The 22,053-nt window shown below is 74.8% G+C and carries 19 protein-coding genes; 10 read left to right on the top strand and 9 right to left on the bottom strand.

Going from position 1 to position 22,053, the window contains the following annotated elements; translation table 11 throughout:
- Positions 1–39: 39 nt before the first annotated feature.
- Positions 40–249 (top strand): Trm112 family protein, encoded by a 210-nt coding sequence (locus NP048_RS11805; protein ID WP_227575792.1) that lies wholly within the window; start codon positions 40–42, stop codon positions 247–249.
- A gap of 34 nt (positions 250–283) precedes the next feature.
- On the opposite strand, the gene NP048_RS11800 is transcribed toward NP048_RS11805, so the two are convergent.
- Complete coding sequence (locus NP048_RS11800; protein WP_227575791.1) at positions 284–1,132, bottom strand: RDD family protein; 849 nt, start codon at positions 1,130–1,132, stop codon at positions 284–286.
- A gap of 72 nt (positions 1,133–1,204) precedes the next feature.
- On the opposite strand from NP048_RS11800, the gene NP048_RS11795 reads away from it, so the two are divergent.
- Positions 1,205–2,194 carry a stage II sporulation protein M gene (locus NP048_RS11795; protein WP_227575790.1) on the top strand — a complete coding sequence of 330 codons (990 nt, stop codon included), beginning with the start codon at positions 1,205–1,207 and terminating at the stop codon, positions 2,192–2,194.
- A gap of 5 nt (positions 2,195–2,199) precedes the next feature.
- Here the strand turns inward: NP048_RS11795 and NP048_RS11790 are convergent, their stop codons facing one another.
- Genes NP048_RS11790 through NP048_RS11765 form a run of 6 tightly spaced genes read right to left on the bottom strand, consistent with a single transcriptional unit; the run spans position 2,200 to position 8,837 of the window.
- On the bottom strand, positions 2,200–3,369 hold the full coding sequence (locus NP048_RS11790; RefSeq protein ID WP_227575789.1) for a winged helix DNA-binding domain-containing protein: 1,170 nt from the start codon (positions 3,367–3,369) through the stop codon (positions 2,200–2,202).
- 40 nt (positions 3,370–3,409) lie between these two features.
- The gene (locus NP048_RS11785) at positions 3,410–4,726 is read right to left on the bottom strand and encodes a DUF58 domain-containing protein (RefSeq protein WP_227575788.1); all 1,317 of its coding nucleotides are present in this window, start codon (positions 4,724–4,726) and stop codon (positions 3,410–3,412) included.
- A 4-nt stretch (positions 4,727–4,730) separates the two neighbouring features.
- Positions 4,731–5,822 (bottom strand): AAA family ATPase, encoded by a 1,092-nt coding sequence (locus NP048_RS11780; protein ID WP_256769269.1) that lies wholly within the window; start codon positions 5,820–5,822, stop codon positions 4,731–4,733.
- Entirely contained in the window at positions 5,819–7,009 is a 1,191-nt protein-coding gene (locus NP048_RS11775; protein ID WP_227575787.1) for a DUF4350 domain-containing protein, read from the bottom strand. The genes NP048_RS11780 and NP048_RS11775 overlap by 4 nt, the downstream gene beginning before the upstream one ends.
- Complete coding sequence (locus tag NP048_RS11770; protein ID WP_256769268.1) at positions 7,006–7,653, bottom strand: DUF4129 domain-containing protein; 648 nt, start codon at positions 7,651–7,653, stop codon at positions 7,006–7,008. Before NP048_RS11770 ends, NP048_RS11775 begins: the two co-directional genes overlap by 4 nt.
- Positions 7,650–8,837 (bottom strand): hypothetical protein, encoded by a 1,188-nt coding sequence (locus tag NP048_RS11765; protein WP_227575785.1) that lies wholly within the window; start codon positions 8,835–8,837, stop codon positions 7,650–7,652. The genes NP048_RS11770 and NP048_RS11765 overlap by 4 nt, the downstream gene beginning before the upstream one ends.
- Positions 8,838–9,003: 166 nt before the next feature.
- Here NP048_RS11765 and mtrA point away from each other — a divergent pair, with 166 nt between their 5' ends.
- The 7 genes from mtrA (at position 9,004) to secA (ending at position 19,632) form a co-directional block, all read left to right on the top strand.
- Entirely contained in the window at positions 9,004–9,687 is a 684-nt protein-coding gene (gene mtrA / locus NP048_RS11760; RefSeq protein WP_227575784.1) for an MtrAB system response regulator MtrA, read from the top strand.
- Between the two features lie 40 nt (positions 9,688–9,727).
- Positions 9,728–11,491: an MtrAB system histidine kinase MtrB gene (gene mtrB, locus NP048_RS11755; protein ID WP_227575783.1), complete on the top strand. Its 1,764-nt coding sequence runs from the start codon at positions 9,728–9,730 to the stop codon at positions 11,489–11,491.
- Complete coding sequence (locus tag NP048_RS11750) at positions 11,488–13,176, top strand: LpqB family beta-propeller domain-containing protein (protein ID WP_227575782.1); 1,689 nt, start codon at positions 11,488–11,490, stop codon at positions 13,174–13,176. The genes mtrB and NP048_RS11750 overlap by 4 nt, the downstream gene beginning before the upstream one ends.
- Positions 13,177–13,295: 119 nt before the next feature.
- A complete protein-coding gene (locus tag NP048_RS11745) occupies positions 13,296–14,180 on the top strand; it encodes a ComF family protein (protein ID WP_227575781.1) in 885 nt (294 codons plus the stop codon).
- 153 nt (positions 14,181–14,333) lie between these two features.
- Entirely contained in the window at positions 14,334–14,969 is a 636-nt protein-coding gene (gene hpf, locus NP048_RS11740) for a ribosome hibernation-promoting factor, HPF/YfiA family (RefSeq protein ID WP_227575780.1), read from the top strand.
- A gap of 452 nt (positions 14,970–15,421) precedes the next feature.
- Entirely contained in the window at positions 15,422–16,723 is a 1,302-nt protein-coding gene (locus NP048_RS11735) for a winged helix-turn-helix domain-containing protein (protein WP_227575779.1), read from the top strand.
- A 104-nt stretch (positions 16,724–16,827) separates the two neighbouring features.
- The gene (gene secA / locus NP048_RS11730; RefSeq protein WP_227575778.1) at positions 16,828–19,632 is read left to right on the top strand and encodes a preprotein translocase subunit SecA; all 2,805 of its coding nucleotides are present in this window, start codon (positions 16,828–16,830) and stop codon (positions 19,630–19,632) included.
- Positions 19,633–19,721: 89 nt separating this feature from the next.
- Here the strand turns inward: secA and NP048_RS11725 are convergent, their stop codons facing one another.
- Together NP048_RS11725 and NP048_RS11720 are read right to left on the bottom strand one after the other, a co-directional pair.
- The gene (locus tag NP048_RS11725) at positions 19,722–20,381 is read right to left on the bottom strand and encodes an Rv3235 family protein (RefSeq protein WP_227575777.1); all 660 of its coding nucleotides are present in this window, start codon (positions 20,379–20,381) and stop codon (positions 19,722–19,724) included.
- Positions 20,378–21,361, bottom strand: coding sequence for a LysM peptidoglycan-binding domain-containing protein (locus NP048_RS11720; RefSeq protein WP_227575776.1), 984 nt, complete (start codon positions 21,359–21,361; stop codon positions 20,378–20,380). Before NP048_RS11720 ends, NP048_RS11725 begins: the two co-directional genes overlap by 4 nt.
- Before the next feature lie 96 nt (positions 21,362–21,457).
- Here NP048_RS11720 and NP048_RS11715 point away from each other — a divergent pair, with 96 nt between their 5' ends.
- Complete coding sequence (locus NP048_RS11715) at positions 21,458–22,021, top strand: hypothetical protein (protein ID WP_227575775.1); 564 nt, start codon at positions 21,458–21,460, stop codon at positions 22,019–22,021.
- Positions 22,022–22,053: the final 32 nt, after the last annotated feature.

Below are 22,053 nucleotides of genomic sequence, written 5' to 3'. Positions count from 1 at the left end.
ACCGCACCTGCACAACGCCCCGACGACCCTGGAGATGCCATGACGGCGAGCGACGGACCCGCGACCGACCTCGAGCCCTGGGCTCGCGCCCTCCTGCGGTGTCCTGTCACGGGTGCCGAGCTGGTCGACGGCGTGTCCGACGACGGCTCGCCGGTGCTGGTCTCGACCGACCCGGAGCGTCCGCTCGTCTACCCGGTGGTCGACGGCATCCCCGTCCTGCTCGTCGACGAGGCGCGACCGGCGTCCTGAGGGGGAGCCGCGACGGGGCTCCCGCTGCCCCACGTCAGACGTCGGGGTCGGGAACCCCGTGCGGCAGCCGACGCAGGAGCACGGACTCCGCCTGCTCGCGGCGCACGCGCTCCAGCTCGACGAGGGTCTCGCGGCGGCCCCGCTCGGCGAGCACGGCGGACAGGAACGCCTCGGGGTGGGTGCCGCTCGGGGGTGGCGGGCTCACGTACGGCTGGAGGTCGCCGGCGAGCCGGGTGCCGAGCTCCGCGCGGGAGCCGGGGTGCAGCAGGTTCGCGCGTCCGAGGAACTGCCGGACCGCGAGCGCGAGACCGTCGGGCAGCCGCGCCACGTCGGCGTGCGCCGCCCACCCCGCCAGCTGGGGAGGCATGACGGCCGGGTTGCGCACCGGGGCCGCTGCGCGGACGCGGGACCCGTAGGTGCCGGCCAGGACGTCCCCGACGCGCTTGCCGCGCGGGTGCGAGATCGAGCAGATCACGGCGACGGACCCGAACGTCAGCCACAGCTCGACCACGCCGGTCAGGGCCCGGACGAACGCCTGCCGGAAGACGATCGGGCCGCCGTCGTCCCGCACGATCCGGACACCCGCGACGAGCTTGCCGAGCGAGCGGCCGCGGGTCAGGGTCTCGATCGTCGTGGGCAGCACGATCATGACCGTCACGACGACGACGATCAGCAGGATGCGGCTCGTGTACTGGTCGAGCTCCAGGGAGATGTTGTCCAGGACGAGCAGGGCCGCGATCACCAGCACGAGCAGGGCGACGAGGTCGACGATCGCCGCGAGCAGGCGTGAGGCGACCGATGCGGGCCGCGAGTCCAGCACGACCCCCTCGCCGATGACGACACCGTCCTGCAGCTGCGTCGGGCGGGGCGTCGTGGCGGTCACCCGCGCAGACTATCCGCCGCCACGTGCGGTGGGACGTGACGCGCGCGCGCAGGACGATGGCAGGCTGGGGGCGTGGACCTCGATGCGTACACCCGCGCGCGCACGCCGACCTGGCAGCGCCTCGACGCGCTCTCGCGCCGCCGCCGCCTGACCGGCGCCGAGGCCGACGAGCTCGTCGCGCTGTACCAGGCGACGGCGACCGACCTGTCGGCGGTGCGCTCGGCCGCCCCGGACCCCGAGACGGTCTCGCGTCTGTCCCAGGTGCTGGTGCGTGCCCGCAGCAGGCTGTCCGGCACGCACGCACCGTCCTGGTCGGACGTGACGTCGTTCGTGCTCCTGCGGCTGCCTGCCGCGCTCTACCGGATCCGCTGGTGGACGGTCGCCGTGATGGCGGCGTTCCTCGCCGTCGGTGTGGCGACGGGCGTGCTCGTGGCGAGCTCCCCGGAGGCGCTGGCGCTCATGGGGACGCCGAGCGAGCAGCGGGAGTACGTCGACCACGCGTTCGCGGAATACTACGCGCCCGGCGCGGGCTTCGCCGCGATGGTGTGGACCAACAACGCCTGGATCGCGGCCCTGTGCGTGGGCACCGGCATCACGGGGATCGCGCCGGCCTACGTCCTGTTCAGCAACGCCGTGAGCGTGGGGTCGGCAGGCGGGCTCATGGCGCACCACGGGCGCCTGGACGTGTTCCTGCAGCTCATCGCCCCCCACGGGCTCCTCGAGCTCACCGCCGTCTTCGTGGCGGGAGCCGCCGGGCTGCGCCTGTTCTGGACGCTGGTCGACCCCGGACCGCGGACCCGCGGGCGAGCGCTCGCCCAGGAGGGGCGCGCGCTGTTCACGGTGGCGCTCGGTCTCGTGGGTGTGCTCGCCGTGTCCGGGCTCGTCGAGGGGTTCGTGACCGGCTCGTCGCTGCCGTGGCCCGTCAAGGTGGCTGTCGGTGCCGTCGTGCTGGCTGCGTTCTGGGCGTACGTGCTGGTCCTGGGTCGCCGCGCCGTCGCGGCCGGCCACACGGGTGACCTCGACGCCGACCGTGCCGGGTACGGCGTCGCGACCGCCGGCTGAGTTGGTCAGTCGGCGTACCGGACGACGTGCGCGTCGGCGTCGTCGGCGAGGAAGCGCACCGCCGGCTCCGCGGCCTCCAGGACCTCGCGGCGGCGCGCCGCGGGCAGGGGGTCGAGCGGCGTGACCGTCAGCGTCGCCGTGACGCGCCGGCCCGCGCGGCCGGGCCCGGCGCTCTCGCGCGTCATCGCCCACGTGGCGCGCACCCGGCCGTCGACCAGGACCGCGGCGGGCAGCCGGCCGTTGGGCGTGCGCAGGCGCAGGCGGTGCTCGTCGTCGATCACCCGGGTGCGCTGGGCGTGCGCGAGCCACAGGTTGTCGTAGTCGGCCAGCAGCCGGACCGGAGCGGGCACGTCCCCGTCGGGCCGGGGTGCGTCCGGCAGGTCCAGCAGCTCGCGCGTCCTGCCACCCGCCCGTGCTGGGACTGCCGGGAGGACGACGAGGCGGTCGCGGAGGCCGGCGAGGACGTCGCGCAGACCCGTCAGCCCTGACCACGCCTGGACGTCCGCGACGCTCGCCGGGCCGAACGCCCCGAGGTAACGCAGCACGACGTCCTCCAGGGCGCGGGCGCGCACGTCCGCCGCCGTGAGGTCCTCGGCGGCTGCGACGGCGTCGGGGACCCACGCGTCCAGCGTCGTCCACGTGGTGGCGGCCGACTGCCGCCACAGCCCACGGGGCGTCACCTGCACCATCGGCAGGAGCGCACGGGCGAACGCCGAGAGGTCCTGCGGGTGCGCGGCGGGCCACTCCTGCGCGAGGTGGGCGCCGAGGTCGGTCGTCCGTCGCGGCTCGGCGCGGACGTACGCGGCTGCGCGCTCGACGAGGCGGTCGAGGTCGACGACGTCGAGCGCGCCGCGCCGTCGGGAGTTGCCGCGCAGCTCACGGGCCATCACGGGCACCGCGAGCGCCCCGAGGACGGGGGCGTCGCGCGCCGTGACGAGATGGACGGTCGAGCGCATCACGGCCATCCGCAGCAGGGTGCGGTCGGTCAGGGCTGCGTCCAGGTCCGCCGTGGTGAAACCGTCGACACGGCTCCACAGCCCCAGGAAGGGTGACCACGGGTTCTGCGCCTGGAGCCCGACGAGGTGCTCGACGACCGTCGGCACGTCGTCGGACGTGCGCTGAAGGAGGTGCTGACGCGCGAGGAGCGCGCGGTTGAGGGAGCGGTCGTCCAGCACGGTGTCGAACGTAGCGTCCGGGACCGACACCCGCCGCGACCTAGAGGCGCCCGGCCGCCTTGAGCGCGAGGTACGTGTCCGCGAGCCGCGGTGCGAGGTCGTCGGGCGAGGCCTCGACCACCTCGACGCCGCGCTGTCGCAGACGCACGCCGACGGCCGCCCGCTCCAACGACGTGCGCTCCGCTGCAGCGGCGTCGAACACCTCCTCCACCGTGCGTCGCGCCGTCCGCAGCTGCTCGAGCTCGGGGTCGGCGACCGACGCGAGGACGACCTGGTGACGACGGGTCAGGCCGCCGACGACGTCCAGGAGACCCTGCTCGACCGCCGCCGGGTCGAGCGACGTCAGGAGCACCACGAGGGCACGCCGGCTCAGTCGTGAGCGCACCTGCCCGACGAGCCCCGGCCAGTCGGTCTCCACGAGCGCCGGCTGCACGCCGGCGAGCGCCTCGGCCAGTGCCGGCAGGACGCGTGAGGAGTGCGAGTCGGCCGCGCGGGCCCGGACCCGGCGGTCGTACGCGATGAGCTCGACCCTGTCGCCCGCGTGCGCCGCGAGCACGCCCAGCAGCAGGGCCGCCTCGACCGAGGCCTCGAGCCGTGTCGCGTCCAGGACACGGGCCGCGCTCGTGCGGGAGGTGTCGACGACGAGGAGCACGTGCCGGTCCCGCTCCGGCCGCCAGGTGCGCACGACGACCTCGCGCCGGCGCGCCGTGGCGCGCCAGTCGATCGACCGGACGTCGTCGCCGTCGACGTACTCGCGCAGGGAGTCGAACTCCGTGCCCGCCCCGCGGACCTGGACAGTGGCGCGCCCGTCGAGCTCCCGCAGGCGTGCCAGACGTGACGGCAGGTGTCGCCGCGAGGCGAACTCCGGCAGCACCCGCAGGCGTCCCGGCACGTCGAGCGATACCTGACGTCCCGCGACGCCCAGCGGGCCCAGCGTCCGGATCGCGACGCGTTCGGCGACCGCGTCGCCGCGTCGCGTCGGCACGAGGGCCGTGGTCACCACGCGCTGCTCGCCCGGCGGCACGTCGACGCGGTGCCGCGGCGTGCGGGCACCGGTGGGCGCGTCACCGTCCGGCAACGTCGACGGCGGCCAGGCGTCGCGCACCACGGCGCGTGCCGTGCGCCGGCCGGTGTTGCGCACCGTGAGGACCGCCGCGACGGTCCCCGACAACCGGACGGACGCGGGCAGGCGTCGGGAGACCGCGAGCTCCCGCGGGGAGGCCGCGAGCGCCACGTCCACCGCGCACAGCGCGACGACGACGAGGGCCCACACGAGCACCGTCAGGGGCGCGGGCAGCAGGGCGACCGGGACGAGCCCGGCCAGCGCGACCAGGACCGCGCGCGACGTCAGGGCCACGGGCTCAGCGGGGGACCGGGACGGAGGCGAGCACCGTGTCCAGCACCGACTCGGCCGTCACGCCCTCGATCTCGGCCTCGGGGCGCAGCTGGACGCGGTGCCGCAGCGTGGGGTGCGCGAGCGCCTGCACGTCGTCCGGTGTGACGTAGTCGCGCCCGGACAGCCACGCCCACGCGCGGGACGTCGCCAGCAGCGCGGTGGCGCCGCGCGGCGACACGCCCAGGCCCAGCGACGGGGAGGTCCGGGTCGCACGGCACACGTCGACGACGTAGCCGAGGACCTCCTGCGCGACCTGCACCTGCGCGACCTGCGCCCGTGCGCGCGCCAGGTCGTCGGCGCCCGCGACCGCGCGCAGCCCGGCGGCGGCGAGGTCGCGCGGGTCGAAGCCCGCCGCGTGGCGGGACAGCACCTCGATCTCGTCGGTGCGCTCCGGCAGCGGGAGAAGCAGCTTGAGGAGGAACCGGTCGAGCTGGGCCTCGGGCAGCGGGTACGTGCCCTCGTACTCGACGGGGTTCTGCGTCGCGACGACGACGAACGGGTCCGGCAGCGCGCGCGGTTCGCCGTCGACCGTGACCTGACGCTCCTCCATCGCCTCCAGGAGCGAGGCCTGCGTCTTGGGGGGCGTCCGGTTGATCTCGTCGGCCAGCAGCAGGTTCGTGAAGACGGGGCCCTCACGGAACGAGAACTGGGCGGTGCGGGCGTCGTAGACGAGCGAGCCCGTCACGTCCCCCGGCATGAGGTCGGGCGTGAACTGGACCCGCTTGGTCCCCAGCGAGAGCGCCCCCGACAGCGACCGCACCAGCAGCGTCTTCGCGACGCCCGGGACGCCCTCCAGCAGCACGTGCCCACGGCACAGCAGCGCGATGATCAGGCCGGTGACAGCCGCGTCCTGGCCGACGACCGCCTTGCCGACCTCCGTGCGCACGGCCGCGAGGGACGTCCGCAGGTCGGCGCCCGCGGTGGTGGCCGCGGGCCAGCCCGGGGAGGCGTCGGTGGTGGGCGACCCGGGCGCGGTGGTCGGTGGCTCGGCGGCGGGTGCGGCCTGCCCCTGCGGGACCCCCCGGGTGCTCGGGGGTCGCGGCGTCTCGTCGGTCACGGTCGGTGTACCTCGCTCTCCAGGTGGTGCAGGTCGTCGGCGAGCCGCAGCAGGCCCGCGTCGTCGGTGGGTGGCGGACCGTAGATCAGCGTCTCCACGTCGCGTGGGCGCCGGCCGGTGGCACGCGCGAGGGCGTCCACGAGCGACGGCGCGTCTGCCGAGCGGGGCAGGCCCAGGCGGTGCGCGACACGGGCTGCCGTCCCGGCGCGCAGGGCGGCGGCGGCGTGCCCGTGCGCGCGAGCACGCCGGTAGAGGCGACCGCGACCGCGGGTCGCCTCGGCTGAGCGCACGACGACCGGCAGCGGCTCGGCGACCACCGGTCCGAGGCGGCGTGCGCGCCACACGATCGTCACCACGAGGACGAGCACCAGCCACCCGGTGAGCGGCCGCACCCAGGGTACGAGGTCGGTCAGCGACGTGCCGGAGCCCCCGGCGTCCACCGGGCCGAGGTCGTCGAAGCTCGGGACGTACCAGACCAGGTGGTCGTGACGGCCGAGCACGCGCAGCGCGAGCGCGGCGTTGCCGTCGTCGTCGACCGCGGCGTTCGTCAGGGGGTGCAGGTCGGACAGCGCGGTCACGCGGCGCCCGTCCTGCTCGAACGTGACGTACGCCCCGCCGCGCGCCCCGTCGTCGGTGGGGAAGCACGTCGTGGCCCCGCCCGCCAGGTCGACGTACCCGCCCGCGGCCGTGATCGTGCCCGCCGCGCGTGCGTCGGGGTCGTCGCACGCGGCCTCCCGCAGCGACCGGGTGCTTCCCGTCCCCGCCGCGACGACGTCGGGCGCGAGCGTCGACAGGGCCCACCCGGCGTCGACCAGGACGAGGTCGTCGTCGAGCTCCAGCAGCACGTCCACCTGCTCCGGGGTGAGCCACTGGTCGCCCACGACGAGCACCGTGCCGTCCCCGGTGGCGGCCTCGAGGGCGGCTGCCGTCGTCGTGACGTGCTCGACGGTGACCCCCTGCCGCTCCAGGACGCGCGCCACGGCCCGGGCACCCGTGCCCCCGGGGTTGTCCGGTGCGCCAGGCGTGCTGCTCGTCGGCGGGGCGGGCAGCGTCAGGACGAGGCCTCCGAGCAGCACGACCCCGAGCACGACGAGCCACGGTCGGGAGCGCCGCCAGCGGCCGGCGGCCCGTGAGCGGCCCGTGGACCCGTCACCGAGGACCTCGTCGACGTGCACGGACGCGCTCACGTCGTGACCGCCGCGGGGCGTGCTGCGCGGACGGCGTCGTCGAGGGCTCGCACCGCAGCGTCGTCGTCGGCCGTCGCCGTGCGCTCGCCGTAGACGACGTCGTCGAACAGGTCGCCGCCGTCCCGCAGGAGGTCCGCGTGCTGGGGGAGCGCGACGGCGGCGACGCGCGCAGCCTCGTGCGCGGTGCGGCCGGGGCGCTCGTCGAGAAGCCCGCGTTCCTCGAGGTCGCGGACGACCGCCCGGTACCTGTCGGCGACGGCGAGCGACCAGGTGCCGGCCCGGGCGGCGGCGTCGGCCGCGTCGCGCAGCTCCGCGGCCGTGCGCCGGTCGTCCGCGTGCAGGACGCCGACCCGGCGACGGCGCGCGGTCGCGCGGACGGGCCCGGCGATGCGCAGCGCGACGAGCACGACGAGCAGGACCACGCCGACGACGACGAGCAGGGCGGTCCGGTTCGACATGCCGAGCGAGGGCATGCTGTCGAGCTGCTCGACGAGCCACGCCAGTACCCGCTGCAGCAGCGACTCGGGGCGGTGGTACGCGGGGTCGAGGAGCTCCTCACGCAGCCACCGACGCGCCTCGGCGGCATCGGGCTCGACGGGTACCCCGGTCACGACGTGCACGGCCGGCCATCCCGCACCCGTCATGCGGCACCGGTGGCCGCCCGCGCGAGCTCGAGGTCGAGCCCCTCGCGACGGATGCGCACGTCGATGTACAGCAGTGCGACGACCGCCGCGAGGAACGTCGTGGACAGCGTCAGCCCGACGACCTGCCCGAAGGCCGACACGAAGACCGTCAGGTCGTCCGAGCCGGTGGTCGCCGTGACCAGGCCCGCCACGACGGAGGCCGGGACGAGGAACAGGTACATCAGCACCGAGACCAGCAGGTTCGAGAGCAGGTAGATGCCGAGCAGCCGCCAGAAGCTGCCGCGGGTCAGCCGCCACGCGCGCGCCACGGTGGGCCAGAACCGCCGACCCTCGAGCATGAGCGCCGGCGGGACGAGCAGCGTCCGCGCCGTGAGCCACACCAGGACGACGCCCAGGGCGATGCCACCCACCAGGCCGACGACGAGCGCCGCCTCGTCGGCACCGGCGCCGACGAGCGCGACGACGGCACCGCCCCACGCGGCGACCAGCAGGAAGGGCACGAACAGCTGCAGCAGCCCGAAGCCGACGAGCAGCCACACGCGGCGGGTGCGCCACACCTCGCGCAGCGCGACGCGCTGACCCAGCACGGACCGGCTCACCGACACGATGAGGAGCCCGGTGAGCACGGACGTCACCGGCACCAGCAGCGGCAGCGTCAGGGCCTGCCCGCCGCTCGTGGACAGCATCTCCACCAGCATGGTGTCGGTGCTCGACACCGTGCTGGTGAGCTCGAGGTCGCTCAGCGCCGCACCGATCAGGCCGCTCACGTAGAGCTGGACGAGGGTCTGCAGCGCGACGGCGACCGTCACCACGACGGCGGAGAGCCCGAACATCACGGCGGGGTTCGCGCGCACGGCCCGGATCGCGCCGTCGAGGACCTCGCCGAGACCTAGCGGACGCAACGGGATGATCCCCGGCTGCAGCGCGGGCAGGTGCCACGCGGGAGCAGCGTCCGCCGGCGGGGCGCCCCACCCGGGAGGGGCGGACGGCTGACCCCACCCCGGAGGCGTCGACGGCTGGCCCCACCCGGCAGGGGCGGACGGCTGACCCCACGCGCCTGCGTCCGTGCCACCGGCAGGGCCGGGCGGCGAGGGCGGCGCGGCGGTGCCCGGGGCGTCCGCGGACGGGCCTGCGGGGTGCGCCCACGGCACGGGACCTGAGCCGTCGTCCTGCGGGGAGGTCATGCGTCGGACTCCTCGTGTCTGGCGTGCTGAGGCCCGAGCGCGTCGGCGCGTCGGCGGGTCCCATGGTGCCACGACGCAGGTGAGCGCCGGCTGTGGACGCACCCGTCACCCGGCTGCGCGGCGCGGTCGCTCCGCAGGTGGCCGGGTCGATGAGAGGATCGTCGACATGAAGGGACGCGTACTGGTGGTCGACGACGACACCGCCCTGGCCGAGATGATCGGCATCGTGCTGCGCTCCGAGGGTTTCGACCCCGTCTTCTGCGAGGACGGCGACGAGGCACTGGGCGCGTTCCGGGCCACCCAGCCCGATCTCGTGCTGCTCGACCTGATGCTGCCCGGCAAGGACGGCACCGAGGTCTGCCGCCAGATCCGGGCCGAGTCGGGTGTGCCCATCGTGATGCTCACGGCGAAGAGCGACACCGTGGACGTCGTGCTCGGGCTGGAGTCCGGCGCGGACGACTACATCTCCAAGCCCTTCAAGCCCAAGGAGCTCGTGGCGCGCGTGCGTGCGCGGTTGCGCCGCAGCGACGAGCCGGCTCCCGAGCACCTGACGATCGGGGACCTGACCATCGACGTCCCGGGGCACCGCGTGGAGCGTGCGGGTCGCTCGATCTCGCTCACGCCCCTCGAGTTCGACCTGCTCGTGGCGCTCGCACGCAAGCCGTGGCAGGTCTTCACGCGGGAGGTGCTGCTGGAGAAGGTCTGGGGGTACCGCCACGCGGCCGACACCCGGTTGGTCAACGTCCACGTCCAGCGCCTGCGCTCGAAGATCGAGACGGACCCGGAGCGTCCGGAGATCGTCGTGACCGTGCGGGGCGTCGGCTACAAGGCGGGCGTCGCAGGCACGTGACGACAGTGCGCCGGGCGCCCGCGCGCGAGCGGGGCACGACGTGCCCCGGCTGACGGCGTGGGGGCGGCTGGGACGCGCGCGGGCGCGCCGGCCGGCACGCGCGCTGGCCCGACGGTGGCGGTCCTCGCTGCAGCTGCGCGTGCTCGCCTCGACCCTGACCATCGGCCTCGTCGCGCTCGCGGCCATCGGGATGTACGTCGGCGAGCTCACCAGCGACGGACTCTTCGACCAGCGGCGGGAGCAGCTGCTGTCCGAGGCCACGCGCAGCACGCAGCAGGCGCAGGAGTTCCTCTCGGCGTCCGCGGCGGACACGTTCACGGGGGTGGCGCTGCTGCTCGAGGACGTGACGACCGCGCAGCGCAACGGCGGCTCGGGGGAGCGCGACGTGTTCCTGCTGCGCGCCCCGGGGCAGACGGGCGTCGGCGTGGGGGCGACGGCCACCGACCGCTCGCTCGTGGAGCTCGTGAGCCGTGAGCTCAAGCAGGCCGTCGTGGACGACCGCCAGCACTGGCAGTCGGTCGCCATCCCCGTGGGCGGCGGTCAGGTGGAGCCCGGGATCGTCGTGGGGCAGAACGTCGACGTGCCCATGGCCGGGACCTACCAGATGTTCTTCCTCTACAGCCTGCAGGCGGAGCAGGACCGGCTGGACTTCCTGCTGCGGACGCTGGCGGTCGCGGCGGTCGCGGTCGTGGGGCTGCTCGCGGGGATGACCTGGCTCGTCACCCGACGCACGGTCCACCCGGTGCGCCGTGCGGCGCACGTCGCCGAGCGCCTGGCGGACGGTCACCTCTCCGAGCGCATGGCCGTGCGGGGCGAGGACGAGATGGCGACGCTCGCCCGCACGTTCAACGAGATGGCCGAGAGCCTGCAGGACCAGATCCACCGCATGGAGGAGCTCTCGATGCTGCAGCGCCGGTTCGTCTCCGACGTGTCCCACGAGCTGAGGACGCCCCTGACGACCATCCGCATGGCGGGAGAGGTCATCCACGGCGCACGGGAGGACTTCGACCCCTCGATCAAGCGCTCGGCGGAGCTGTTGGCCACGCAGCTCGACCGGTTCGAGGACCTGCTGGCGGACCTCCTCGAGATCAGCAGGTTCGACGCGGGTGCCGCGGTCCTCGACGCGGAGCGTCGTGACCTGCGCGGCATCGTGCTGCAGGCCGTCGACAACGCGACGCCGCTCGCGGAGCGGCGGGGCTCGTGGCTGCACGTCGACCTCCCCGACGTCCGTGCGGACGCCGACGTGGACCCGCGACGCGTCGAGCGGATCCTGCGCAACCTGCTGGTGAACGGCATCGAGCACGCCGACGGGTCGGCCGTGGAGGTCACCGTCGGGGTCGACGCGACCGCCGTCGCCGTGACGGTGCGCGACCACGGCGTCGGCATGACGCAGGACGAGGCGCTGCACGTCTTCGACCGCTTCTGGCGCGCCGACCCGGCGCGGGCACGCACCACCGGGGGCACGGGACTGGGTCTGGCCATCTCGCTCGAGGACGCGCACCTGCACGGGGGCACGCTCGAGGCGTGGGGTCGGCCGGGCCGTGGCGCGTGCTTCCGGCTCACGCTGCCGCGGCGCGCGGGCATCCGGCTGGACGGGTCTCCGCTGCCGCTCGCGCCCGCCGATGACGAGCCGTCCGTCGCGGAGACCGGACCGCTCCGCAACACCGACCCCGCGGCGCTGCCGGACCTGCCGCCGATGACGGGGGAGATCGCGATCGTGAGCAACCCGACCGACCCGGTCCGGACCGACGTCCGCACCGACGACGCCGCACCGACCGCCGGCGCCGCCCGGAGGCGGTCGTGACGCGCGCGGTCCGGGCGCGAGCCGTCGTCTGCGTCGCCTCGGTGGCCTTCGCGCTGACGGCGTGCGTCGCGATCCCCACCGGAGGCCCCGTGACGGTGGGCCGCGGTGAGGAGGTGCGCGAGCTGGACCGGGTGGACGTCCTGGCCCAGGGTCCTCAGTCCGACGCCGATCCCGCCCGCATCGTCGAGGGCTTCCTGCTCGCGTCCGACGCCGAGGCCACCGGCGACTTCGACGTGACGCGTGAGTTCCTCGCGGCGGACGAGCGCACGGAGTGGGACCCGGGAGCCGACACGATCGTCGCCAGCGCGACGCAGGTCGAGCAGACGGGGGACGCCCAGGTCACGGTGTCCCTCACGGTGAAGGCCAAGGTCGACGCCGACGGACGCTACGTGGAGGTGCCGGCGGACGCGCTGGAGACGCTGCGCTACGAGCTGGTGCAGGACGCACGTGGCGCCTGGCGCATCTCGCACGCCCCGGACGTCCTCGTCGTCAACTCGCGGCGGTTCAAGCAGCAGTTCCGGGAGACGTCGCTGTACTTCCTGACTCCCGACAAGAAGATGCTCGTGCCCGAGGTCCGGTACTTCCGTGACCGCAGCGTGCCGACGGCCGTGGTGCGCGCGCTGCTCGCCGGACCCTCGACCTGGCTCCAGGACTCGGTGACGTCGGCGTTCCCCCCGGGGACCGAGCTCAAGCCCGAGGCGGTCTCCTTCGAGAGCGGGGGCGTGGCCGAGATGACGCTCGAGCCGGCGCGGGCCGTGCAGGAGGCGGACCGCGGGCTCCTGCTCGCGCAGCTCGAGGCGTCGCTGCGTCCGCTCGGGGTGACGACCCTCGTCGTGCGGGCCGGGGCCGGTGGGCCCCCGCTCGAGGGCACGCCCGACCGGTTGCCCAGCCCGGACCCCGGTGAGCTGGAGATCCTCGTCGACGGTCAGGCGCTGCGACTGGTCGGTGCGGCGCCCGTGGCGGTGGCCGACGTGCTCCCGGTGCAGGGTGCACGTCCGTCGGGCGCGGCGCGGTCCGCGGACGGCTCCGTGCGCGTCGCGCTCGCCGACCCCTCGACGCTGGTCGCGGTGCCCGTCGACGGCACCGCGCAGCGGACGCTGCTGACCGGTCCCGACCTGGTGGCCCCGTCCGTGGACCGCTTCGCGTGGGTGTGGACCGCGAGCGGTTCGGGAGGTGGGCACCTGAACGCGGTGCGGCTCGACGGCATGTCGGTCGAGGTGACCGCGGACTGGCTGGCCGGACGGACCGTGCAGGCGGTCCGGGTGTCGCGGGACGGCACGCGCGTGGCGGTCGTGTCCCGCGGCCCCGACGGCGTGACGCTGGAGGTGGCCGGTGTCGTGCGGGACGGCGGCAACGTCCCGTTGCTGGTCGGGCCCGGTGTGGGCGCGGGCGCGTCCCTCACGCCGGTCGCCGGCGCGTCGATCGTGTGGGTCGACGACGTCACGCTCGGCGTGCTGGCCGACGGTGACGCCGGCGCCACGCCCTACCTCGTCCCCGTCGCGGGTGGCAGCACGCCGCTGGCGGCGGTCGCGGACGCGGTCGAGCTGGCCGCCGACCGGGGGACCCGCTCGCTCTACGTCGTCACCGCAGACGGCGACCTGCGGCGTCACGAGGGCGGCACGTGGGTGCCCGTGCCCGGCGTCACCGGCGCGCTCGAGGTCGCGGGGGCCGCCTTCCCCGGGTGACGGCGTCGTGGCGGGCGCACGCACCGCCGAGCCGACCACAGGGGCGCACGGGAGAGGCCGCGTCCACCGAGGTCCGTGCGGGACCGCACGGGACCCGGCCGGGGAACCAGGCTGCCCGTGTGCCGCCCGCCCGACGACGCCCCGCGCCCACCTCCGTCACGACTCGACCGGTCCCCGGAGGCTCGCTGCTCGTCGCCGCACGCGCTCTCGATCTCGTCGTCGCCGCGTGGCACGACCTCGTCGGCCTCCTCGTGCCGGTGGCGTGCGGAGGCTGCGGACGGCCCGACGCCGCGTGGTGCGCGTCGTGCGCCGTCACGCTGCACGGCGTCCCGGTCCGCCGCGACCACGACGCCGGGCGGCTGGACCTCCTGGACGGCCGCACGCTGCTGCCGGTGTGGGCGCCGGCCGTGTACGCCGGAGCCGTGCGCCACGCCGTCTCCGCGTGGAAGGACGGAGGGCGGACCGATCTCGACCGTCCGTTCGGGGCGGCGGCCCGCCGCGCGGGTGCCGCGGTGGCCGCCTACCTGCACGCAGGCTCCCGCGGACACCCGGGTGCCCCGCCCGTCCTCGTGGTCCCGGTGCCCTCGACGGCGCTCGCACGTCGTCGCCGGGGTCGCGCGCCCACCGACGTGCTGGCCGCTGCGGCGGCCGCCGGGCTGCGGGACGGCGGCGTCCCGGCTGCCCGTGCCCGCGTGCTGCGCAGGTCGGCCGGCCCCGACCTGGCCGGGCTGACCGCCCGGGCGCGGGGTGCGGCGCTCGTGGGCAGGGTCCGGGCGCGCCGGGGAGCGGACCTCCACGGGCGGTGCGTGGTCCTCGCCGACGACGTGCTGACCACGGGCGCGACGCTCGCGGCCTGCCACGCGGCGCTGCTCGCCGCGGGCGCGGTCGTCCTGGGCGCGGTGGCGCTCGCCGCCACCCCGTCGCCCTCGGGCGCGCCGCTGCCGGGGGTCGCCCGTCCGGAGCAGCGCCGTGGCGCGCGTGCCCCCGGACACCACCGGGCGTGAGATCATGGCCAGGACGCCGCGAAGGTCTCCTGCAGCAGTCGAGCGGGTGACGAGCGGCCGAGGAGGTGATGCCGCTCGCCCCCGTCGTGGGGCCGCAGACGCACGTTTCGTCCGGGCGGGCTCCGCTCGCCCCTGACCTCCCAGGAGGCCCACATGGAGATCGTGGTTGCAGGCCGGCACACCGAGGTGTCCCCGCGGTATCGCGCTCACCTCGAGAGCAAGCTCGCGAAGATCGAGCAGCTGGCCCCACGCGCACAGCGCGTTGACGTCCTCGTCTCGCACGAATCGAACCCGCGCCAGGCGGGGATCAGCGAGAGGGTCGAGCTGACGGTGGTCGACAAGGGACCCGTCATCCGGGCGGAGGCGTGCGCTGACGACGCCTACGCAGCCCTGGACGTGGCCCTCGGCCGTCTGCTCGAGCGTCTACGCCGTGCGCGCGACCGGCGCAAGGACCACCGCAACCACACTCCGCTGACGCCCGTGGACGTGCGCCCGCCGGCGGCCGAGCCGCCGGCTCCGTCGGAGCCCGAGCCCGGCGAGGACGGTGTGACGGAGACCGTCCTGGGCGACTCCCCGGTCCTCATCCGCGAGAAGGTGCACCGCGCGGAGCCGATGACGGTGGACGACGCGCTGTACGAGATGGAGCTCGTCGGCCACGACTTCTTCCTGTTCGTGGACGCGGAGACCGCGCAGCCCGCGGTCGCCTACCGCCGCCGCGGCTGGAGCTACGGCGTCATCAAGCTCGACGCGCCGGTCGTGACCGGCGGAACGAACCGCGCCGTCAGCTGAGGCTGGGAACGGGGGCGGCGGGCCGACGGGCCCGCCGCCCCCGTTGCGTGCGGACAGGTGCCTCCTGCCCCGCCGGTGAGGCCCCGGTGCCGGACGGCGCGGTCCGTCCGGCACCGGGAGCTGGTCGTGACCGCCGGCGTGCCGAGCGTCCAGCGGTCGCGAGACACGACGTTCGCCGCGCGGCACGGGTGCGTCAAGTGCTGCGGGAACCTTTCGGAAAACTTTCGAGACCGCGCCCGCGCGCTGAAAAGATTCGGACCGCGCGGGAGCGGCCCGGTGTCCTGCAGGGACGCGCAGAGGGTCGCGACGAGCAGTGGAGGGGGCCCGTCTCGGCACGTGGGCGGACGGCGCGCCGTCCGGTCAGCGGCCCTCGCGGTCGAAACTATCGCTCCGATTCCGCCGACGGCGGTCGGGTGTGCGGCGATGTCAGAGGGTGCGGGCAGTATCGGGGGATGCTCGACATCCGCCCGGAGAGGCTGACGCGCTCGCAGGCACGCCGTACCGTCCTGCGGGCGTCGGGTCTCGACCGGCCTCGCAGCACCCGGCAGGCGCCCGGCGGCACCCGCGAGCTGCAGCAGGTCGTGGACCGGCTGGGCCTCCTGCAGGTGGACTCGGTCAACGTCCTGGCGCGCGCCCACCTCATGCCGGTCTACTCGCGTGTGGGTGCTTGGGACGTCACGACGCTGGACCGCGCGACCGCCCGACCGCCACGCCGACTGGTCGAGACCTGGGCCCACGAGGCGTCGCTCGTGCCGCCGTCGACGTTCCGTGCCCTCGCGTTCAAGCACGCGGGCTACCGGGCGCGGGTGGAGCGGCGCGGGGACGAGCTCAACGGGGTCCCGGTGGGGCGCTCCCCGGAGGTCGCCGCGGTCCGCGGCATCGTCGAGGAGAGGGGACCGGTCACCGCGCGCGAGGCGCAGGAGCTCCTCGGTGGCGGCGGGCGGCGCTCGGAGGCGTGGGGGTGGTCCTCGACCGACGCCAAGCGCGCCCTCGAGTACCTGTTCCTCGTCGGAGAGCTCACGACGGCGGGCCGCAACGCCCAGTTCGAGCGCCGCTTCGACCTCCCGGAGCGCGTCCTGCCACCCGAGGTGCTCGCGGCGCCGCAGCTCGACGAGCGGACCGCCAGGCGCCGACTGGTCGAGATCGCCGCGCGTGCCCACGGCGTCGCGAGCGTGCGGTGCCTGGCCGACCACTGGCGCACGGCGGTGGAGCCGACGCGTGAGGTCGTGGAGGAGCTCGTCACGCAGGGTGTGCTCCGGCCGGTCGAGGTCGAGGGGTGGCGCGGCCCGCTCTACCGGCACCGCGACGCCCGCGTGCCGCGACGGGCGCAGGGCCGGGCGCTGCTCAGCCCGTTCGACCCGGTGGTGTGGGAGCGGACCCGCACGGAGAGCCTGTTCGACCTGCGGTACCGCATCGAGATCTACGTGCCGGCGGCGTCGCGGGTCTGGGGTTACTACGTCCTGCCGTTCCTGCTCGGCGAGCGGATGGTCGCCCTCGTGGACCTCAAGGCCGACCGCCGCGCGGGCGTGCTGCGGGTCCCGGCGGTGCACCGCACGCCCGGTCCGGCGGGTGACCCGGCCACAGGCGCACCGGGGGACGCCGAAGTCGCGCACGAGCTCGCCACCGAGCTGTGGGCCCTGGCGGGGTGGCTCGGCCTGTCCGACGTCCACGTCGACCGGGACGCGGCCGGAGGTCTCGCGGGCCCGCTCGGGCGCGAGGTCGCCACCGCCGCAGGTCGAACGGCGACGCCGTAGGTCCTTCGCCTCGCCTACGATGGTCGGGCCCGGCCGAGCGGTCGGGCGACACGCACGCCCCGATGCCGTGAGCGGACGGGCGCCAACGACGTCGGGAGAGTTGCGTGACGGCGATCCTCGAGAAGGTCCTCCGGCTGGGCGAGGGGCGGATTCTCAAGAAGTTGTCCGGCGTCGCGGCCCAGGTCAACGCGCTGGAGGACAGCTTCACGTCGCTCTCCGACGCCGAGCTGCGCGAGGAGACCGACCGGTTCAAGGCGCGTCTCGCCGAGGGTGAGAAGCTCGACGACCTGCTGCCCGAGGCCTTCGCCGCGGTCCGCGAGGCGTCCCGCCGCACCCTGGGGCAGCGCCACTTCGACGTCCAGCTCATGGGCGGCGCGGCGCTGCACCTGGGCAACATCGCGGAGATGAAGACCGGTGAGGGCAAGACGCTGGTCGCGACCCTGCCCGCCTACCTCAACGCGCTGACCGGCGAGGGCGTCCACATCGTCACCGTCAACGACTACCTCGCCGGGTACCAGGCCGACCTCATGGGCCGCGTCTTCCGGTTCCTGGGGCTCACGACCGGGACGATCCTCTCGCAGCTGACGCCTGCCCAGCGTCGCGAGCAGTACGCCGCCGACATCACGTACGGCACGAACAACGAGTTCGGCTTCGACTACCTGCGCGACAACATGGCGTGGAGCGTCGAGGACCTCGTGCAGCGGGGCCACCACTTCGCCATCGTCGACGAGGTCGACTCGATCCTCATCGACGAGGCCCGCACGCCGCTGATCATCTCGGGCCCGGCGTCGGGCGACGCGAACCGCTGGTACGGCGAGTTCGCGAAGGTCGTGCGCAGGCTGCAGCCCGAGCGCGACTACGAGGTCGACGAGAAGAAGCGCACCGTGGGCGTGCTGGAGCCGGGCATCGCCCGCGTCGAGGACTACCTGGGCATCGACAACCTCTACGAGTCGCTCAACACCCCGCTCATCGGCTTCCTCAACAACGCCATCAAGGCCAAGGAGCTGTTCAAGCGCGACAAGGACTACGTCGTGATGAACGGCGAGGTGCTCATCGTCGACGAGCACACCGGTCGCATCCTGGCGGGACGGCGTTACAACGAGGGCATGCACCAGGCGATCGAGGCGAAGGAGGGCGTGGCCATCAAGGCCGAGAACCAGACCCTCGCCACGATCACGCTCCAGAACTACTTCCGCCTCTACGACAAGCTCGCCGGCATGACCGGCACCGCCGAGACCGAGGCCGCGGAGTTCCAGGGCACCTACAAGCTCGGCGTCGTCCCGATCCCCACCAACCGGCCGATGCAGCGCATCGACGGCAAGGACCTGGTGTACAAGTCGGAGGAGGGCAAGTTCGACGCCGTCGTCGCCGACATCGTGGAGCGGCACGCCAAGGGTCAGCCCGTCCTCGTCGGCACGACCAGCGTCGAGAAGTCGGAGCTGCTGTCGTCCAAGCTCAAGAAGCAGGGCGTCCCGCACGAGGTGCTGAACGCCAAGCAGCACGCACGTGAGGCGTCGATCGTGGCCCAGGCGGGCCGCAAGGGCGCGGTGACGGTGGCCACCAACATGGCGGGCCGTGGCACCGACATCATGCTCGGTGGCAACGCGGAGTTCATGGCCGTCTCGGAGATGACCGAGCGGGGCCTGGACCCGGCGGAGAACGCCGAGGAGTACGAGGCCGCGTGGCCCGAGGTCCTGGAGAAGGCCAAGCTCGCCGTCGCGGCCGAGCACGACGAGGTCACCGAGCTCGGGGGCCTGTACGTGCTGGGCACCGAGCGCCACGAGTCGCGCCGCATCGACAACCAGCTCCGCGGCCGCTCCGGCCGCCAGGGCGACCCGGGCGAGTCCCGGTTCTACCTGTCGATGCAGGACGACCTCATGCGGCTGTTCAACTCCGGCCTGGCGGAGTCGATGATGACCCGCGCCGGGTTCCCGGAGGACATGCCGCTGGAGTCGAAGATCGTGACCCGGGGCATCCAGTCGGCGCAGTCGCAGGTCGAGGCCCGCAACTTCGAGATCCGCAAGAACGTGCTCAAGTACGACGACGTGATGTCCCGTCAGCGTGAGGTCATCTACGAGCAGCGTCGCCGGGTGCTGCACGGCGAGGACCTCCAGGACCAGGTCACGCACTTCCGCTCCGACGTGCTCACGGAGTACGTGGAGCACGCGACGGCCGAGGGGCGACCCGAGGACTGGGACCTCGAGGCGCTGTGGACGGCCCTGCGCGGGGTGTACCCGATCTCCATCACGCCGGAGGAGGTCGTCGAGGAGGCGGGCGGTCCGACGCGGCTGTCGGCCGAGCTCATCACGCGGGAGGTGCTCTCCGACGCCGAGCACGCCTACGCCGAGCGCGAGGAGAAGCTCGGCGAGGAGAACATGCGCCAGCTCGAGCGGCGTGTCGTCCTGTCCGTGCTCGACCGCAAGTGGCGCGAGCACCTGTACGAGATGGACTACCTCAAGGAGGGCATCGGGCTGCGCGCCATGGCGCAGCGTGATCCCCTGATCGAGTACCAGCGCGAGGGCTTCCAGCTCTTCACCGCGATGACCGACGCCATCAAGGAGGAGTCGGTCCAGTACCTCTTCAACCTCGAGGTGCAGGTCGCGCAGCCGACGGACGCCCCCGTGGTCAGCGCGGACTCCGCTGCTGCCGCGGCCGGCTCGGCCGGTGCCGCAGCGGCGGACTCCCGCTCCGACCAGGGGGAGGGCGCGCCCGGCGTGCTCGTGGGGAAGGGTCTCGACGGGCCCACCCAGCGGACGCCTCTGCAGTACTCGGCGCCGTCGGCCGACGGTGACGGTGCCGTGGTCACCCAGGCCGAGGGCGGCAGCGCGCCGGCACGCTCGGCCGCGGGCGCGTCCGGCAGCACGAACCGTGCCGACCGGCGCAAGCAGGCCAAGCAGCGCAAGCGCTGAGCTCCGCGAGGTGGTGTCACCGGTCCGCCGCGATCCGCGACGGACCGGGACACCACCTCCTGCACGTGCGTCGCCGGGTTCTGTGTGCGTCAGCCGATCTCCAGCCGGGTGACACGCCACGCGCCGCGGTGCGCCTGGATCCTGAGCGCGACGGCCCGGACGCGGACGCCGTCGTCCACGACGAGGCACGCCTCCGCGGTGTGGTGGTCGATCGGGCACACCCGGACGCGCCGCGCGGCGGGGCGCCGTGAGTGGGTGAGGACCCCGGCCCGCCGGATCAGGTCGGCGCTCTCCTGGAGCGACTCCAGGACGTCGGGTGCCACCCATCGCGCGAGCTGAGGGGAGGGGCGGCGCCCGAGCACGACCTCGACGCAGGCGAGCCCGACGCCGTGCGCGAACCGCCCGGCGTCGGTGCTGGGCGCGGCCCCGCGATCGTCCTCGGACTCCGGCACGCGTAGCCGGGCTCTCGCCTCCAGGTCACGGACGCGTTCGCGCAGGAGCGGGGGCGCGCCCGGTCCCGGGGCTGCCGCCGGCGGAGCGGTCGGCAGCGCCCGGACCAGCCGCAACCGTGCGCGGTGCTCGGGCCGCCGCCCGACGGCCTCGTCCGTGACGAGCGCGGTCGGTGTGGCGACGGACGCCAGGCGTCGCTCCGTCCTCCCCGCAGAGGGCTGCGGTGCTGCGGCGTCCAGGAGGGCGACGGCGTCCTCGAGGGCGGAGGCGGCGACGTCGTCGTGCGGGCGGGTGGTCATCGGGTGCCCCCGTCGGTCGCGACGGGCACGACCAGCACCTGACCGGGGCGCAGCACGTCGGGGTCGGGCCCGATCGTCGACGCGTTCGCGACGTACCAGCGGGGCCACTCGGCGGCGATGGCCGCGTCGGACGCGTCCGGACCGAGGGACTTCGCTGCCAGACCCCAGAGGGTGTCACCGGGTCGCACCTCGACGGTGCCGGCGGTGGGGGCGGCAGGTGCGGGCGGCGCGGCGTGCGCTGCGGGGGGCAGGGGCGTGGCGACGGGCAGGGCGACCGGGGCGGTCCGCACGCCGGACGGCTCGCTGGTGGTGTCGTTCGCGCCCTGTGCCGCACCGGCGTCGGGCGCGCTCTGCGCTCCACCGGCGTCGGGCGTGGTCGTGGGGGTGACCGCCGGCGGGGTGTCGCTCACGACGTCGGCGGGAGCCTGCGGAGCCACCCCGGGGAGCTCGGGCAGGGCTGTCGGTGCCGGCGTCGGGTCGGGCGCGGAGGTGCTGGCAGCGTCCTGCAGCCACGTCGCGGTGCCGACGTCCCCCGTCGTGGGGGACCAGCCGAGGTCCACCGTGACGGAGCCGGCCGCGGGAGCCCCCTCGACCGTGGCGTGCGCACCGGCTGCCCCGGTGATGCCGACACCGGCCGCGACGGCGACCGCCAGGGCTCGGCGCACGAGTCCGGGAGCCCACCGCTGCACGGCGACCTCTCCCGCGCGCCAGGCACCTCCTGCGGCCCTGACTGCTGCGCAGGTCCCGGCCACCAGCGCCGAGACCCCCACCCACGCCCCGGCCACGGCGCCCACGGCGACGACGGCAGGCGCGACGACGGTCTCCACGCGCCACAGCGCCGTGGCGGTCAGGTGGTCGACGACCCACAGGCCGAGGACGGCCGCGACGACGAGGGCGGTCGTGCCGGCGAGCACGAGCCCGCCGGCGGTGGCCGCAGGACGCGGCGAGCGAGCGGGTGGGTGGGTCGACCGGTCGATCATGATGCCCCTTCATGATGCAGTTTGATGTCGTTTGGTGAAGGACGATGACCATAGGTGTAGTCGAGTGTGTCGGGTATGTCCAGTAGGGTCCGGTCTGTGAGTGGCGACGGCACGGGCGCGCACCCTGAGGGCCCTGCACCGCGGTGGGGCCAGCTGTTCGCGGATCTCGAGGCGCAGCTGGCGGCGGGCCGCGCGGACCAGGCGCGGTGGGACGTCGCGGAGCTGACGCGTGCCGAGCGCGGCAGGGTGACCCTCGCCGACCGGCTGCGCGCGACGACGGGGACACGGTTGCGCGTCGTCACGGCCGGGGGCGAGCCGTTCGAGGGTGTCGTCGCGGAGGCGGGCGCGCAGTGCGTCCTGCTGGATCTGGGGGCGGGCCGACGGGCGGTCGTCCCGACGCGCGCCGTCCGCACGGTCGAGGGCCTGGGTGCTCGGGTCGAGCCTCCTGCCGGCCGCGTCGAGTCGGCACTGGGTCTGGGGCACGTCCTGCGAGGCCTGGCGCGGGATCGCGTCCTCGTCACCGTGCGCACCGACGTCGGGGTTCACGCCGGGCGGATCGACCGGGTCGGTGCGGACCACCTCGACCTGACGCTGGAGATGCCGGCGGGTCGCAGCCTCAGCGTGCCGTTCGACGCCCTGCTCTCGGTGGTGTCGCGATGAGCGGGGCGGTCGCGCAACGCCTCGGCGTGGGC

Source organism: Cellulomonas xiejunii (assembly GCF_024508315.1).
Classification (GTDB): Bacteria; Actinomycetota; Actinomycetes; order Actinomycetales; family Cellulomonadaceae; genus Cellulomonas; species Cellulomonas xiejunii.
The sequence above is the reverse complement of the archived record's forward strand: the minus strand, read 5'-3'. Positions and strand labels throughout refer to the sequence as shown.